This is a genomic window from Erysipelothrix larvae (assembly GCF_001545095.1).
In the GTDB taxonomy this organism is placed as follows: domain Bacteria; phylum Bacillota_I; class Bacilli_A; order Erysipelotrichales; family Erysipelotrichaceae; genus Erysipelothrix; species Erysipelothrix larvae.
This window is the reverse complement of record NZ_CP013213.1, coordinates 2,100,941-2,116,241: the sequence shown is the minus strand read 5'-3', so window position 1 is coordinate 2,116,241 and position 15,301 is coordinate 2,100,941. Positions and strand designations below refer to the sequence as shown.

Genomic DNA, 15,301 nt, shown 5'->3' with positions numbered 1-15,301 from the left:
TAATTTAATTTAGATGGTGACCCGTGTAGGACTCGAACCTACGACCCACTGATTAAAAGTCAGTTGCTCTACCACCTGAGCTAACGGGTCACATCGATGGTGGGCAGGGACGGATTCGAACCGCCGAACCCTAAGGAGTAGATTTACAGTCTACCGCGTTTAGCCTCTTCGCTACCTACCCATTAAAAATGGTGCCGATTATAGGACTTGAACCCACAACCTACTGATTACAAATCAGTTGCTCTACCAATTGAGCTAAATCGGCATTTTCTTTAAAAAAAAAGAAATGGTGGAGGATGACGGGCTCGAACCGCCGACCCCCTGCTTGTAAGGCAGGTGCTCTCCCAACTGAGCTAATCCTCCATTGCTTAGTGCTTATATAATATACCATTTAGAAACTTCATAGTCAACAAGAAAATAGAAAAAAATTCAAAAAAATTTTCAGAGCTCTTAATAAGCATGATTTCGGTGTTTTGAGTCCGTTTCGCAGATGAACAAATCTGCTTTATTTAGTAAGGGTTATCGCAATGTATAAGTTTCGAAGTCGATTATTTTGAGAATAACATAGAAATTTACGCACTGTATGTAAATCATTTATAATACTCAGAAACTACTTCAGGGAAGGGAACTCTTGATATAAATTGAATTAATAGATACAAAGCGCTGTGATTACTCACGAATAACTAGGGATTTTCTTCTTTATCCCAAAGATCATAAAAAGTGTACTGTTTAAAGGGTATTTCAAATACAGCACGGGTTTAATATACACCATGAATAAGATATAATATAGAATAGAAAGAGGATTTATAGTCTAAAACTATCGTTTGGTTGTTTCATTGAAACATACAATTTGTTTTTATTTGATAGGTCGCCTATGATGTACGTGATAGTTATTTCACAAGCTAAGGGGATGATCAATAGACGCTTAAGGTGAATATATATGAACTATAGTCAATTACAGTATTTCCTAACATTATCTGAAACATTGCACTTTACCCATGCTGCCCAGTTGCTCTATATCAGTCAACCCAGTTTAAGTGTTGCGATAAGTAACTTAGAAGAAGAATTGGGTGTACCTTTGTTTGAACGAAGCGGTCGTCATGTTGTCCTTACTGAATATGGAAAGGTATTTGGTGCGTATGTTTCAAAATCGATGCATGAGCTCCAACAAGGCATTCAACATCTTAATATCATGAAGGAAAAGATGTCAGAAACCTTGAGGATTGGATTTTTATACTCATTAAGCTCACAATTTATCCCTGAGATTGTAGCAGGGTATAAAAAAGGCGCACCAAAGATACACTTTGATTTATTCGAAAGTGATACAGCAACAGCAGAATGTACGATTGAATTACTGGATGGCTTGAAGCATGGACGCTTTGATTTGGTCTTTATAAATCGAATTTTAAGAGATGATAAAGATCTGAAGTTCATCAAAGTATTTGAACAGAATTATGTAGCGGTTGTGTGTGAAACTTCCTTGCTCAGTCAAAACCAAAGTATAGATTTAAATGACACGATAGGAATCCCATTGATTCAATACAAACGAAAGTTTGGAACCAAAGCAGAAATTAATTCACTCTTCGAAAGTATCGGATGTCCATTTGAAGTAGGTGCGGAATTAGAAGATGAGTCAAGCATCATCAATTATGTAAAACGCGATTTGGGGTTTGCGATTCTCCCTTACTCAGAAAATTTGGAACAACCCGGTGTCACCGTCTTGGAAATTCACAACCCACAGTTTGTGCGCAGTATTTATGTTGGCTATAATAAAATAAAACATGAAAATGTTACAGTAAAACATTTCATTGATTGGATATGTAATCACTTAAGTGTTTAGACATTATTCCTTTTGGAAGTAACACTATCCAGGAGGAGCGTATGAAAAATAATCAGTATTTTAAAACATCGCTTGGGCTTTATATGAATTATTTCGTCCAAGGGATGCAAGCCATTATCATTTCCCAAAATGCATCTTTTTTTGCAGATAAATGGGGAACAGATAGTGCAGGTGTTTTAGGGGTCATTGCGATCATTGGTATTGGAAAAGTCATTATCCTATTGTTTTCAGGATTTCTATCCGATTATTTCGGAAGAAAACCCCTTGTGTATATTGGGATGGCGGGCTATTTATTCTTCTTTGGAGGATTGCTCGTAGCCAATTCAGTAACAATGGCATCAATTGTTGCCTTTTCTGCGGGAGCAGCGACATCCTTTTTAGATGCAGCGACATACCCAGCTTTGATGGAAATCTACCCCGATAAATCCAGTGTTGCAAGTGTGATTGTGAAAGGATTTATTTCGGTTTCTGGATTTATATTCCCCTTGTTTGTGGGTCTATTAACAAAGAATAATGTATGGATTGGTATTTCGATTTTAGTACCTCTTGTTATTGTGGCACTCAATGTTATCTATATGCTGAATAAACGATTTCCGGACAGTGATTTAAAAGAAGGCAACGAAAAGAAGGTTTCAAAACTCATTGAAACACACTTTGCAAACCAACCACGATATTATGTTGAAGGTGCAATCCTCTTAGTATATGCATTTGTGTGCATGGCTTGTTTCTATTCCTATCAACAAGTCATTACTTTGTATGGTCAACAGATTTTAATGATGGATGATTTTTCATCACGCCTTTTACTCTCGCTTTATACATTAGGGTCATTTTGCGCAGTCATTTCTACATCAATCATTATGGCTAAGTTTAAAAATTCGGGATATCGCGATCCTTGTCATCTATACATGTATAACTGCAATCTTTTATATGCTCATTTACTTTGTGCCAAGTCAACCAATGGCACTTGTCGGATCCTTTGTAATTGGGTTTACAGCTGCAGGGGGTGTGCTTCAAATTGGTACTGCATTGATATCGCAGTTCTTTCCAAAATATAAGGGGATTAATACATCTGCATACAGCTTGTTTTTCTCTGCAGCTACGTATGTGATGCCAATCTTGGCAGCACAAACTATTAATACAGATTTCACAGTATTCTTGAAAATTATCATGATTATCTCAATGGTTGGATTTGGATTAATGGTTGTTCTATCATACTTTTATAAACGCACATTTGGTGTGAGTGCATTTTCTAGAAAAGAGGTCGTATAAAAATGAACGTTACAACAATCAAAGGACTTGATAAGAAAGTATCCCGTGTCGTGATGGGGACAGGATGGTTTGCTCCAGAATTTAAAACAGTGATTTATGATTTATTGGATCGCTATGTCGCAGCCGGTGGCAATGTGATCGACACAGGTCGTTTCTATAATGGTGGTAAAAGTGAAGCGATCATTACTGAATGGTTAAATGATCGCAAAAATCGTGACCAACTGATCATCATCAATAAAGCGTGTCATCATTATGTGGACGAAAACAATGTTCATTATCCTGAAAAGAGTCGTGTAAAGCCTGAATACATTACCGAAGATCTTGAATACAGTCTTCAAAATATGGGTGTTGATTACTTCGACATTTACTTACTCCATCGCGATGATGTGAATGAACCGGTTTCAGGTCTGATGGACACCTTGGAGAAGCACCATCTCGAAGGGAAAATTAAAACATATGGTATGTCAAATTGGTCCAATGAACGCATTCAAGAAGCGGTTTCTTATTGCAAGTCAAAAGGATACACAGGGATCCGAGTAAACAGTCCTTCGTACAGCCTTGCAACCATTAATAAACCACGCTGGGTAGGTACAGTTTACGTAGATGCTGATTATGTACAATCATCCAATGAAGAAGGCATCACAATTCTATCATGGGCTGCTCAATCAGCAGGATTCTTTGTGCCTTTGTGGTCCTCAATCGATAGTGAAGCTCCTGAAGATATTAAAAATGCTTACTTTACAGAAGATAACTTTAAGAAACTCAATCGCGTGATTGAAGTTGCCACCAAACGTGGTGGGGGCATTGAACCAGTGAATGTTGCCTTAGCGTATGTCCTTCATCCTAGATTTAATGTATTTGCATCGATTGGTCCTCGTAACATGCATGAACTTGAATCAAGTCTAAAGGCGCTTGACATTGAGCTTACGAAACAAGAAATCGAATATTTGGAACTTAAAACCGATAAATGTGTATAAGAAAAGGGAAGCATTGAACGTGCTTCCCTTTGTTTTAGTCTAAATTATTTCAGTAATGTTTGTGCTGCAGTTATGATTGATAATTTATATACATCTTCTTCATTACAACCACGTGATAAGTCGGACACTGGTTTATTGAGCCCTTGTAAGATTGGTCCAATTGCTTCAAAATCACCAAAGCGTTGTGCAATCTTATAACCAATGTTTCCAGATTGAATTTCAGGGAAAATGAATACGCGTGCTGTTCCAGCAACTTTTGAGTCTGGTGCTTTTAGTTTTGCGACTACAGGCACAAACGCTGCATCAAATTGAAGTTCACCATCAATTTCATATTGTGGTGCAAGTTCTTGAGCGATGCGTGCTGCTTCACTTACTTTATCAACACTTTCACCTTTTGCAGAGCCTTTGGTAGAGAAACTTAACATTGCGACACGAGGATCGATGTCAAAGAGTTCAGCAGTTTTTGCACTTTCAACCGCAATTTCAGCTAATTCTTGAGAATTTGGATTGATGTTGATTGCACAATCTGCAAACAAGTATGTTTCACCACGACGTGACATAATAAATGCACCACTTGTACGGCTTACACCAGGTTTTGTTTTGATGATTTGTAGTGCAGGACGTACAGTATCACCTGTTGAGTGAATTGCACCACTCACCATCGCATCTGCTTTTCCAGTATAGGTAAGCATTGTCCCGAAGTAGTTGCCATCTTTCAGTAAATCACGGGCTTGTTCCACAGTGACTTTACCTTTACGACGTTCAACAAATGCATCAACAAGCGTGTCAACATCATCGTAAGTTTCTGGGTTGATGATTTCAACTTTATCCGTAATAAACCCTTGGTTTCTTCCGATTTCTGTGATTTCTTCTGGGTTTCCCAGTAATATTGGTTTAACAAGACCATCTGCTGCTAAACGTACTGAAGCACCAATAATTCTTACATCATTTCCTTCTGGGAAAACAATGCGAATATCTTTGCCGCTTACTTTATCTTTTAAACGTTCAAATAATTCCATAATATCCTCCTTTAATACACGTATAACTATAACCTTAAATGGCTTTTCTTACAAGGAAACATCATGGATTTTAAGTGGTTTTTGGTCTGTTAAGTAGGTCTAAAAGAATTAAGCGGAAATTTAAGGTGAAAATTACTCGAAATTACTTGCATTTGTTGGCGTGTATGCTATAATTGAAAACGCACCACAGGAAAAAATTGGGCTATAGCCAAGCGGTAAGGCACCAGACTTTGACTCTGGCATTTCCCTGGTTCGAATCCAGGTAGCCCAGCCAATATAAAGAAACACCCACTATCGAGTGGGTTTTTTATTGCTTGGATTTCCAATTGTAACAAATTTGTAACATTTTCGGTTATATTTTATCTAGTTTATCATTTTTCAATTATTGCTGTTCGTCGAAGATGTGTTTGTAATGGGCGTTTAACGTTTCCGCGCTATGGCCTGTCCGTTGGGCAATCTCACAATCTTTTATTCTCCGGTCTTTTTGATGATGTCTACCATCTATTTTATAATTGATCGCATGGTGGGAATTTCATAATTTAACCATAACGCTCATAATGTCTATCTCTTTTGATGGGCACGATTTTTTTATTACAATTTTAATGCTTTGAGACACCATTTAAGCATGCATTGTAGTCTTGCCGATCCCTCTTGCTTTTGATAGCACGTATGCAATTACGCTTTTTTAGTAAATCTTTGAGATTTGATTCCAGTTTGATAGGTGTTGATTTCTTCATAGTGCGAGCCTTTAACCGATCCCTCTTTACACACAATAATAAAAACCCTTGCAGTAGCTGAGGGTTTATGATAGGAAAATAAAAATCTTCTTATTATAGAAAGCATTTTGTATCGCCACTGTATCGCCACAGTGTTTTAGGGTATTAAAAAACCCACTCTTTAGTGGGTTTGAAGACTACTGGTGCCGCCACCGAGATTGTATTAAACGTTATTTATTGTTGAATAGTATCGTATTTAGTGGCTTTTTGAGCATTATAGGCATGCTATTTTATACAGTTTTTAAAAATGTATACCCATTGTATACCCACGCTATAGATTTTTAGACACAATTTCTTCTAACACTTTCAACGCTTCTTCTTCAGTGTCTGACATAGCATGAGTGTACACATTTAATGTAGTGACAACGCTTGCGTGACCAAGTCTTTTAGCTACTAAATTTATTGGAACGCCATTCTCAATGAGATAGGTGGTGTGCGCGTGTCTTAAATCGTGGAACCTACATCCTAGGTTCATCCCTTTGAAGTTGTTCTGAATTGTATTGTTTGGGAAAGCAGAATCATATCCTATTAATAGTTTATCGTCATCATACAATTCCCATTTTACCAGGATTTCTTTCAGCCTTAAAAGCTCATCATTGGTGTATGTGTCTACATTTACAGTTCTGTTTCTAGATGGCCTCTTAGTAGGACCTTTTTTATTGCGATCGCGCTTATCTTTTCCGGATATCGTGTCAATGATTCGTAGTTGCTTATTGTTGAAATGTTTACCGGATAGACCTTTAATTTCTGCCCTACTAAGTCCACAGGTGTACGCTATTAGGACTGTCATTTTAAACCAAACATTATTAGGTGTCTTTTCTTTCAGCTTGTGGTAGGCCTCAAAAAAGGTTTCAGGAGCAGGAACATTATAGTTGAGATTATCTCTTGATGTTTTCTTATATAAGTTCATCCGCAAAGTGGGATCTATTTGGATGTAATCATATGCAATAGCATACTTAATGATAGCTTTGAACATATGTATCATTCTGTTCTTATAAGTAACACTTAGGGGTTTTCCATTTTGCAATTTAAGTTCGTCTAGATCGTTGCGCCATTTTACAGCCTTTGCTGAAGTAATGCCGCCAATAGGTTTATCTGGCATGTAATCATTAATTTGCTGGATACGTTGGTCTTTCGTTTCTGGGAGAATGTCGACAGATTTTTCTTCAATCATCTCTAATCCTATATCCCGCATGGATCGTGTGCTTTTAGGTAGGTCTTCTTTTTTGATATCTCTTAGCATCTTCCGTTCTGCTCTTTCGGCAATCCCTTCGGTTTTGAAGCCTCTGCGTTTTAGACTCTTTCCTTTCCCAGTAGAGTCACGATACTGTATATCAAAGTACCATGTGCCACGCTTTTTATCTTCATATACTGCCACTTTAATCACTCCTTTATATATGATATAATTGGAGTACAGAAAAACCACCTAGCAGTAGTTTAATCTGTACTCATTCACCTCTGTTTGCGCAGGGGTTTTTTATATAATAATCACTTCACTTTAAATTATTAATCTCACTATCTGTCAAAAAAAGGTTAAGCGGATTAATGCCGTATATCTTTGCAAATGGCAACAACCATTCCGTAGGCATTTTGTATGTTCCGCTTTCTATTCTAGAAAGTTTTGACTGTGTGATTTTTATTCCGATACTACTTAACTGATCTACAACTTCAATCTGTGTTAGTCCGGCATTAATCCTCGCCTCTTTAACTAATTCACTAACCTTGCTCATATATTCACCCCTTTATGCTGTATACGCATATTTTAGTATATTTATAACGGAAAGTAAAGGAAAATATGCTATTTTCACATTTTTCTATTGACAGATATGTGATTTTAGCATAATATGTGATTACAGCATATCGCTGTTGAAAGGAGAGCAAAATGGAAAATAGAATTGTTGATGTCTTCGAAATGATTCGAGAAGAAAATAATCTGTCGATGACAGCTATGGCTAGGGAGATAGATATGTCTCAAAGTGTTTATTCACGTAAAGTGAGCGGTGAATATTCGTTTAGCCTGGATGACTTGCGAAATCTGATAATTAAGTTTAATCCACCTTTAGAATTAATTAAGAAATGTATTGGGTATGAGTAAAACATAATTTTTTTAAATATAAATATGCTATTAAAGCATATTACTGAAAGAAAGGAGAATAAACATGACTCAAGAACTAATCTTAAATAGCAAAGGAAATCCTAAGCGCTACATATATGTAACAGACATACGCAACTACATGCAGTGTGGCATCCCCAAATCTAAAGAGATATTTAGCTACGTAAAAGATTATGAACTTGAAACGTATCAATATGAAATGTTTGAAAACAGGGTACCACAGGAGTTATTCCACGAATGGCGTAGAAAGAAGAGGAGAGCGAAATGAAAAAACTAATTAGAAAGATTATCTTATGGGCTTTAGTCGAAGAGAAACTTAAAGCAAAAGTGATACTTACTACCAATCAAGACTATCCAAATGTAATTGTGTTCGAAAAAGAAAACACCTAAATAGGTGCCTCCGTTTTATTTGTTTAGCCATTCGTGGTATGCGCGAACATATTCTAGTGGCAAACTATGTAATCCGATCATCAAGTCATTTGTTAGTTCTACATTACCTTGACTGTCTGTCGAATCGCTTAATACATTATCGAATTCCGCTTTTTTCCCGCTAGACTCAAGCCATTCGATAAAATCTTCGAAAGATTTTCCCATTTCTACACCCCCTTTCTATAGGGGAAGATTACCATATAACAAATTGAAAATAGATAACATTATTTTCTTATAAAAGAAAGGAAATTACTATGAGTAATTTAATACCAATTGAAGCAACAAATAACAGAATTACAGTCAGCGCAAGAGAGTTGCATTTCTTCTTAGAAATTGGAACGCAGTTTAAGGATTGGTTCCCTAGAATGATCGAATACGGTTTTGTTGGAGGCGAGGATTTCAACCCGCTCAAAAAAGAGCAGGTTCGAACCGAAGGAAATCGTGAGGTCAAAAGAGAAATTCAAGACTATCAACTAACCATAGACTGCGCAAAACAAATTTCCATGCTTCAACGTAACGATAAAGGAATGCAAGCACGCAAATATTTCATTGAAGTTGAAAAATCATGGAACACACCAGAGAAAATCATGGCCAGAGCTTTAGAGTTTGCAAAGAAAGAACTAAGCACTCTAGAAATCGAAATGAAAGAGATGCAACCAAAAGTTGAATTCTTTGATCAAGTCGCATCAAGCAAAGATGCAATTGAAATGGGAAAGGTTGCTAAAACATTAAATATTCCAGGATTAGGGCGGAACAAATTATTTGAATTACTAAGGGATAAGGGAATCCTGATGAAAAACAACCTTCCTTATCAAAAATACTGTGATTCTCGTCATTTTAGAGTGATTGAAACAAAATACACGACACCTGACGGAGAAGTGAGAATTAACTTTAAGACGTTGGTTTATCAAAAGGGTTTAGCATATATTAGGAAAATCGTAACAGAAGGACATGATGCGAAATGAAATACGAAGCACAAGAACATGTAAGTGTCTTGGACGGCCAAGGAAACCCCTATTTAATCATTGAGGGTGAAATTGTCATATTAAAGTTTGAAGCGCTGCACAGGGCTTACATTGAATTTAATGGAAAATCGTATAGATTAGATCAACAAAGTTTTAGAGATTCATTTATCAAGGTACCCAGGAGGATTGGCAATGAAATCTAGTAAGGTAATAAAAAAAAGAACACTCATGCTTGCAGGCTATACGGTGTTCTCAACAATTGCGGTTTTAATGCTTTTGTTCATATTCATTTTACAACAAAACAACATCAAATTGCAAATGGAAGTGGATGCATCACTTGAAAAGAGTCAACAACTTATCGAGGTTGCTAAAAGCGAACAGAACGCTTTAGAGCGTGATTTAGCAGAAGTTGAGTATTTATCAAAGTTAGGCTCAAACATCTCTGTATGCGCGCCAAATTCAACGTTTAAATCGTTCATGGACTATCGAGAAATAACTGACGAAACTAGCAATCAATTCGCTTTGCTGCAAAAAGGTTTCTCAATCAGCACTCATGGAATACTTGTCCAGGATGGACGATTTCTAGTGGCTATGAGTAAAGAATATGGCCCTATCGGCACTGACTTAACAATCGTACTAGAAAACGTCACACTGCGCATAAGAATTGCTGATATCAAGCATCAAGGATGCACAAGTGACGACGGTTCAATGCTGGAATTTCTAGTTGATGCTAATAAGGTGTACCCAAACATTCTTGATGATGGCAACTTCAATCTTCTATATGAAGGGCCAATAAAGGAGATACGTTATGGAGATTAGATTTACGTTTGATCAACTGCAGGACATGAAGCAGTGTGTGGGAATTGGAACTATACAAGGCCTTCCAATGATGTATCGGAACTCGTTTGAGTTAGATGCTGACGGAAGTGATAGTTGGGATGAATTAGTAGAGTGGGGATTTGCTCGAAAATTTACTTGTCCTGATACATCAACCTGCTATCAACTCACGGACAAAGGAATCCGTCTCATGGAAATTTTATTTGATGTCAAGAAAAAAGAGTAAAGGAGTGGTTGCATGGGAAAACCGAAAAATCTTAATAAGGAATCAAATCGTCAGTTTTTATTAGACCAAAGGCGCATCATTGATGAAAAATTGAGTGAAGAGCGTGAACTGTATATAGAAGATTTTGAAAGATATCTTGAATTGTATCATAAGGCCCTTGTGAATGCGGAGTTTGCTGAAAAATCGCGTGACAAATACTACCGCAATGCAAAGTGGTTTGTTGAAACGTATACAAAGGATGATGATCCACTCGAAAAGCAAGATGTTATTAAATTCAAGGAAGACCTTCAAAAGAAGTATACCAAGGTATCGACCATCAACAACTATATAACCACAATCAACCGTTTCTTGCATTTTTGTGACTTGGGCAACCTAACAGTTGCTAAGACTAAACAGCAGACCGTGAACGTACTAGATGACCGCTTGTACGACCATGAAGTGGTCCGATTAAGAAACAGGGCCAAAAAGGTAAATATGCAGATGTATTTCATTATTCGCATCATGTCGGAAATGGGCCTGAGAGTCGCAGAACGAGAGTTTATCACTGTTGAGAATATCAAGACAAGGAAATTATCGGTTGAAGTCAACAACAAAGGAAAATGGCGGACTGTTCCGATGCCGCAAGAGTTGGCCAGAGACCTGAGAAAATATGCAAAAGAAAAAAAGATAGAATCAGGTCCGATACTATCTCTAAGTTATGACGATATATACGCTGGTTTAAAGCGTATTGCTGGTTGTTGCAAGATCAACAAAAGCAAAGTGCATCCTCACGCATTAAGGCACTATTTCGGATTTAGATTCGTCCAGGTTAATGGTAATGCATCCATCACTCAGTTAGCAGATATCATGGGCCATGAATCGATACAAACCACACAGATTTACACTCGTGGAACAAGCCAGGATTACAGAAAGGCCATCGAGAAGATGGTTTAGGAGGGTAACTTATGAATGCATCATTAATAGTAACGTACTGCGCTTTAATATCAATACTCGTTACAAAAAAAATAGACAAAAACAATACAATGCCTTGGTTTCCATATTACGCATTGGTCGTTTCAACTCTATTCATTTTACTTAATTAAGTTTAATTCATCTCTTAAACATTCAGCAATTTCAGAGATTTTCTCGTTTAGCAACACCGCTTTTTCATTCCTTTCTGGACTAGAAAGAGCTCCTGGCCTTTCAACTATTTCATCAATTACTCTTAATGTTCTTATTGAATTAGGTTCAGCTAATATCAATACACGTCCATATAGCTTCTTGTATTCGATTTTAGCTGCATAGTTTCCACTAGAGGAATTTAAAGTCACAATATAATCCGCTAATGTTTCCATATACTCCAGATATAATCCTCTCTTTACATCTATTATGTCTGACCTAATTTGTGTTTGTAATTCTATCCTTTTCATAAGTGCAAGATGTCTGTTATTTATAAAGGCAGTAACAGATGGTGCAAACAATGCAACAATTGCCAACACGATTGAAATGGTAATGGTGGAGTCAAAGTTTGAAGATTCGGCTGCAATTAAGAACATAAAAAATACCTCGTTTCCTAAATAAATATACCACACTTCTAGGTATCAAAAAACCTAATAAGTATGATTTTAGAAAAATACACTCACACCCACTTATAAGTGGACGAAATGCAATAAAAGAATTTCAAAATAATATACAGGTTATCTGTCACAGAAAAGGAGTCTAAAATGGACGTCAAAGACAAAGAATATTATGAAAAAAAACGCAATGAAGTGATTGAACGATTAAAGCCAATTGGCGATCAAATCGGTATCAAAGTAGATTATGTAATTGACTTTGAAAACAATCGAGAATACTTGACTTGCAACGGACAAAACATATGCACTAACAGCACGAGTTTATACGGAATCGAGAACGAGTTTTGGGGTTATGTGTTCTTGAATAAATACGAGAGATATCATAGCTTTAGAAAACATCAAGAGAACGTTATTAAAAGGTATTGGTATGATGATAATTTCAATCAGCCTTGGTGTAAGTGGAATTGAAATAGTTTTAGGAGGAAATTATATGGTAGACAATCCAAGTTATTACTCTGTAACACCTGCAGACGTCAGATATGACAATAGATTAACGGATAGTGAGAAGTTATTGTATTCGGAAATCACAGCTCTGACACAATCAAGTGGTGAATGTTGGGCAACTAACGAATACTTTGCAAATTTGTATGACGTACACATCACAACCATCTCTAGGCGCATAGCAAATTTAAAGAAATATGGCTATATCGATGTTGTAATGATCTACAAGCAAAACAAAAAACAGATAGAGAAACGTATTATCAGAATTGCTAATACGTATACGCAGGATTGCTTAGGGGGTATTAGCAGAAATGCGAACACCCCTATTAGCAGAAATGCTAAGGAGAATAATACAAGTAATTACAATAATACAAGTATTAATAATAATACTAAAGTCGAAAAACAAGACTTTACAGGTCATATGAATGAGTTTTGGAGTGAGTATCCTAGAAAAGAAAAAAGGAAGAATGCATTTGAGAAGCTAAAAAAGATTCTAAAACAGGAACCGAGTGTATTCAACCAAATCATACTAGATGTCAGAAAGAGAAAAAAATCGGAACAATGGCTAAAGGAAAACGGAAAATACATTCCTATGCCAACCACTTACTTGAATGAAAGAAGATGGGAAGATGAAGATTGGAGCGTAAATGAAAAAGATAAACACTCAAGTGAAGCATTTTAAGCTCACTGACGAAGATTTAAGAAAAATTGAGATTGCTAGACAACGTGCGCTCAAATATCTTCCAGATGGGATGAAACTTAGACATCACGATGCAACAGAGGATGATGATCCAACCTACATCACTTTTGAAGATGAGATTGGGTATGAATATCACCTAAGAACACCAGAAGGGAATCGTATTAGAGCGATGCGCAGGCTTAAAGCCAGTGGATTAGATAGCGTTGCTGAACGGTATACATTCGATGCATTCACGACAAAGGAACCGTTCCAGGCAAAAATGAAAAAAATCGCATTGCAGTTCACAAGCGATTATCAAGGCAAATGGTTTTCTATGTTAGGACAGTCTGGAGCAGGAAAATCACATTTATGCACTGCTATAGCAGTTGAGCTTATAAAACTCGGCTGTGACGTTGAATACATGCTCTGGGTTGATAAATTGAACGAGGTTCGGTACGACACAGATTATTATCGAAGTTTCATGTATCGAATGAAAAATTGCGAAGTCTTATACATCGATGACCTATTCAAAACAGGAAGAGGGTTCGATAAATTATCCGATTTTGAAGTGAAGGCTGCATTTGAAATATTGAACTACCGTTATAACAAAAGATTAACAACAATCCTCTCAACAGAATTGGGATTTCATGATTTTAAAGAATTAAACTCAGCAGTAATTGGCCGTATCAAAGAAATGTCAAAAGGATACTATGTTGAGTTGGTTTACGACGAAAAAAGAAATTACAGACTACTAGATAAGTAGAAAAAGGAGAAAACAAATGATCACGCAAATTGAAACATATAAATTGGTACCACATCCAGGAAACCCACGAAATGATATGGGAGATTTAACCGAATTAGCAGATAGCATTCGAGAAAATGGAATATTTCAAAACTTAACTGTTGTAAATGCATCGACTGCTGGTGTTTATAAAGTAATCATCGGTCACAGACGTTTAGCAGCTGCAATCTTAGCAGGACTTGAAACTGTGCCATGTGCAATCGTGGATATGGATGAGAAAACTCAATATTCGACAATGCTCTTGGAAAATATGCAAAGGAGCGACCTGACACCTTATGAACAGGCGCAGGGCATCCAACAATGTCTTGATCTCGGAATGTCTGAGGCTGATATTTCTAAGAAAACTGGCTTCAGCAAGAAAACGGTTAAACGCAGATTGAAGATGCTAGAACTTGATCAAGATTTGGTTCGTCAATCGCAAGGTACAATTGATGATTATATCGCTCTAGAAGAGATTGAAGATATCGATGTTAGAAACTCTCTATTAAAACATATCGGTACAAATAATTTTAGGATGGAAGTTGAAAAGGCAAAAACAAAACAAGAAGCATCAGCAACTGAAGTTGAAAAAGCAGAAGTTGAAACTCAAAACGACACTAGTATTGAACAAGAAGAAACAAAAACAATTGAAATGCGTGTTATCGCTAGAGGATTGCGCAAAAAATTTGTGTCGGAAGTGTTCAAAAATAAAATCACTCCAAATCAGGTTGCAACAGCAGTTGGAGTAATTAACGAATCATTTATAGATGGAAATTACAAAAATGACTCAAATATTTTTAATGAATTAACTAACCCTCACAAGTTAAGTAATGAGGGCGCGAAGGAAAGGATGCTTAAGAACCGTTCAAATTATCTAGTTGTAGGAGCATATTCACTTCTCGAAAGAAACAATGACTTAGGGAAATTATACAGCTACTTGGAAGTGTTTGAATATCCAGTCAGTGACGATGAGAAGGAGTTGATTAAAAATGCTTAAGATCCAACTTGATTTAGAAAAAGAAACACATCCTAGTATTGTACGGATTGCACAACATTTACTTGATAACGCAATGAAGGATTCTAGCGTATCAGAATCTCTAGACAAGCCAAACAAATCCTTAGAGGGTATGTATAAATTCGTTACATCTGAGGCTAAGAAAGTCTCACAGAATGGAGCAGCAATGGTTGAAGATGAAACGGTATTTGGGTGGGCCCAACATTATTACGATGAGGATTTGCTAGACTTCGAACCTAAGAAAGGAAAAGACACATCAATGCAAAAAACAGAAGAGTTGGTGCTTCCGGACGAAGATGAAGATGTGTTTGATTTCTAATT

21 protein-coding genes and 5 tRNA genes are annotated in these 15,301 nt (G+C 36.7%); 17 read left to right on the top strand and 9 right to left on the bottom strand.

Annotation, left to right across the window (positions count from 1 at the left end):
- Nucleotides 1-14: 14 nt before the first annotated feature.
- The 4 genes from AOC36_RS09775 to AOC36_RS09760 form a co-directional block, all read right to left on the bottom strand.
- Nucleotides 15-90: transfer RNA gene (locus AOC36_RS09775), tRNA-Lys, on the bottom strand.
- A gap of 7 nt (nt 91-97) precedes the next feature.
- A tRNA-Tyr gene (locus AOC36_RS09770) sits at nt 98-181 on the bottom strand.
- 8 nt (nt 182-189) lie between these two features.
- Nucleotides 190-265 (bottom strand) — tRNA-Thr (locus AOC36_RS09765).
- Between the two features lie 22 nt (nt 266-287).
- A tRNA-Val gene (locus tag AOC36_RS09760) sits at nt 288-363 on the bottom strand.
- A 577-nt stretch (nt 364-940) separates the two neighbouring features.
- On the opposite strand from AOC36_RS09760, the gene AOC36_RS09755 reads away from it, so the two are divergent.
- The 4 genes from AOC36_RS09755 to AOC36_RS09745 are packed head-to-tail and all read left to right on the top strand — an operon-like array spanning nt 941 to nt 4,086.
- The gene (locus AOC36_RS09755) at nt 941-1,840 is read left to right on the top strand and encodes a LysR family transcriptional regulator (protein WP_067633784.1); all 900 of its coding nucleotides are present in this window, start codon (nt 941-943) and stop codon (nt 1,838-1,840) included.
- Nucleotides 1,841-1,881: 41 nt separating this feature from the next.
- Nucleotides 1,882-2,895 carry an MFS transporter gene (locus AOC36_RS09750; protein ID WP_198401176.1) on the top strand — a complete coding sequence of 338 codons (1,014 nt, stop codon included), beginning with the start codon at nt 1,882-1,884 and terminating at the stop codon, nt 2,893-2,895.
- Nucleotides 2,846-3,109: a hypothetical protein gene (locus AOC36_RS12370; protein WP_198401175.1), complete on the top strand. Its 264-nt coding sequence runs from the start codon at nt 2,846-2,848 to the stop codon at nt 3,107-3,109. Before AOC36_RS09750 ends, AOC36_RS12370 begins: the two co-directional genes overlap by 50 nt.
- Before the next feature lie 2 nt (nt 3,110-3,111).
- A complete protein-coding gene (locus AOC36_RS09745) occupies nt 3,112-4,086 on the top strand; it encodes an aldo/keto reductase (RefSeq protein WP_067633782.1) in 975 nt (324 codons plus the stop codon).
- Between the two features lie 44 nt (nt 4,087-4,130).
- Here the strand turns inward: AOC36_RS09745 and pta are convergent, their stop codons facing one another.
- A complete protein-coding gene (gene pta, locus AOC36_RS09740) occupies nt 4,131-5,105 on the bottom strand; it encodes a phosphate acetyltransferase (RefSeq protein WP_067633779.1) in 975 nt (324 codons plus the stop codon).
- A 198-nt stretch (nt 5,106-5,303) separates the two neighbouring features.
- On the opposite strand from pta, the gene AOC36_RS09735 reads away from it, so the two are divergent.
- Nucleotides 5,304-5,379, top strand: a tRNA-Gln gene (locus AOC36_RS09735).
- A gap of 773 nt (nt 5,380-6,152) precedes the next feature.
- On the opposite strand, the gene AOC36_RS09730 is transcribed toward AOC36_RS09735, so the two are convergent.
- Nucleotides 6,153-7,259 carry a site-specific integrase gene (locus tag AOC36_RS09730; protein ID WP_067633777.1) on the bottom strand — a complete coding sequence of 369 codons (1,107 nt, stop codon included), beginning with the start codon at nt 7,257-7,259 and terminating at the stop codon, nt 6,153-6,155.
- A gap of 115 nt (nt 7,260-7,374) precedes the next feature.
- Complete coding sequence (locus AOC36_RS09725) at nt 7,375-7,611, bottom strand: helix-turn-helix domain-containing protein (RefSeq protein ID WP_067633774.1); 237 nt, start codon at nt 7,609-7,611, stop codon at nt 7,375-7,377.
- 152 nt (nt 7,612-7,763) lie between these two features.
- Between AOC36_RS09725 and AOC36_RS09720 the strand changes: the two genes are divergently transcribed.
- The 3 genes from AOC36_RS09720 (at nt 7,764) to AOC36_RS12595 (ending at nt 8,384) form a co-directional block, all read left to right on the top strand.
- Nucleotides 7,764-7,976: a helix-turn-helix domain-containing protein gene (locus AOC36_RS09720; protein ID WP_067633772.1), complete on the top strand. Its 213-nt coding sequence runs from the start codon at nt 7,764-7,766 to the stop codon at nt 7,974-7,976.
- Nucleotides 7,977-8,040: 64 nt separating this feature from the next.
- Entirely contained in the window at nt 8,041-8,262 is a 222-nt protein-coding gene (locus tag AOC36_RS09715) for a hypothetical protein (RefSeq protein ID WP_067633769.1), read from the top strand.
- Complete coding sequence (locus AOC36_RS12595; RefSeq protein WP_257721650.1) at nt 8,259-8,384, top strand: hypothetical protein; 126 nt, start codon at nt 8,259-8,261, stop codon at nt 8,382-8,384. Before AOC36_RS09715 ends, AOC36_RS12595 begins: the two co-directional genes overlap by 4 nt.
- A gap of 15 nt (nt 8,385-8,399) precedes the next feature.
- On the opposite strand, the gene AOC36_RS09710 is transcribed toward AOC36_RS12595, so the two are convergent.
- The gene (locus tag AOC36_RS09710; protein WP_067633766.1) at nt 8,400-8,588 is read right to left on the bottom strand and encodes a hypothetical protein; all 189 of its coding nucleotides are present in this window, start codon (nt 8,586-8,588) and stop codon (nt 8,400-8,402) included.
- Nucleotides 8,589-8,677: 89 nt separating this feature from the next.
- Between AOC36_RS09710 and AOC36_RS09705 the strand changes: the two genes are divergently transcribed.
- From AOC36_RS09705 to AOC36_RS09685, 4 genes are all read left to right on the top strand, one after another.
- Nucleotides 8,678-9,388: a phage antirepressor KilAC domain-containing protein gene (locus tag AOC36_RS09705; protein ID WP_067633764.1), complete on the top strand. Its 711-nt coding sequence runs from the start codon at nt 8,678-8,680 to the stop codon at nt 9,386-9,388.
- A gap of 192 nt (nt 9,389-9,580) precedes the next feature.
- Nucleotides 9,581-10,207 carry a hypothetical protein gene (locus AOC36_RS09695; protein ID WP_067633759.1) on the top strand — a complete coding sequence of 209 codons (627 nt, stop codon included), beginning with the start codon at nt 9,581-9,583 and terminating at the stop codon, nt 10,205-10,207.
- Nucleotides 10,197-10,451 carry a hypothetical protein gene (locus AOC36_RS09690; protein WP_067633756.1) on the top strand — a complete coding sequence of 85 codons (255 nt, stop codon included), beginning with the start codon at nt 10,197-10,199 and terminating at the stop codon, nt 10,449-10,451. The genes AOC36_RS09695 and AOC36_RS09690 overlap by 11 nt, the downstream gene beginning before the upstream one ends.
- 12 nt (nt 10,452-10,463) lie before the next feature.
- Nucleotides 10,464-11,384, top strand: a complete 921-nt coding sequence (locus AOC36_RS09685) for a tyrosine-type recombinase/integrase (RefSeq protein WP_067633753.1) — start codon at nt 10,464-10,466, stop codon at nt 11,382-11,384.
- Nucleotides 11,385-11,521: 137 nt separating this feature from the next.
- Here the strand turns inward: AOC36_RS09685 and AOC36_RS09680 are convergent, their stop codons facing one another.
- Nucleotides 11,522-11,986: a hypothetical protein gene (locus tag AOC36_RS09680; RefSeq protein ID WP_067633751.1), complete on the bottom strand. Its 465-nt coding sequence runs from the start codon at nt 11,984-11,986 to the stop codon at nt 11,522-11,524.
- A gap of 168 nt (nt 11,987-12,154) precedes the next feature.
- On the opposite strand from AOC36_RS09680, the gene AOC36_RS09675 reads away from it, so the two are divergent.
- Genes AOC36_RS09675 through AOC36_RS09655 form a run of 5 tightly spaced genes read left to right on the top strand, consistent with a single transcriptional unit; the run spans nt 12,155 to nt 15,299 of the window.
- Nucleotides 12,155-12,472, top strand: coding sequence for a hypothetical protein (locus AOC36_RS09675; protein WP_067633749.1), 318 nt, complete (start codon nt 12,155-12,157; stop codon nt 12,470-12,472).
- A gap of 22 nt (nt 12,473-12,494) precedes the next feature.
- Complete coding sequence (locus AOC36_RS09670; protein ID WP_067633746.1) at nt 12,495-13,187, top strand: helix-turn-helix domain-containing protein; 693 nt, start codon at nt 12,495-12,497, stop codon at nt 13,185-13,187.
- On the top strand, nt 13,153-13,947 hold the full coding sequence (locus AOC36_RS09665) for an ATP-binding protein (protein ID WP_067633744.1): 795 nt from the start codon (nt 13,153-13,155) through the stop codon (nt 13,945-13,947). The genes AOC36_RS09670 and AOC36_RS09665 overlap by 35 nt, the downstream gene beginning before the upstream one ends.
- A 16-nt stretch (nt 13,948-13,963) precedes the next feature.
- A complete protein-coding gene (locus AOC36_RS09660; RefSeq protein WP_067633742.1) occupies nt 13,964-14,962 on the top strand; it encodes a ParB/RepB/Spo0J family partition protein in 999 nt (332 codons plus the stop codon).
- On the top strand, nt 14,955-15,299 hold the full coding sequence (locus tag AOC36_RS09655) for a Cas9 inhibitor AcrIIA9 family protein (protein WP_067633740.1): 345 nt from the start codon (nt 14,955-14,957) through the stop codon (nt 15,297-15,299). The genes AOC36_RS09660 and AOC36_RS09655 overlap by 8 nt, the downstream gene beginning before the upstream one ends.
- Nucleotides 15,300-15,301: the final 2 nt, after the last annotated feature.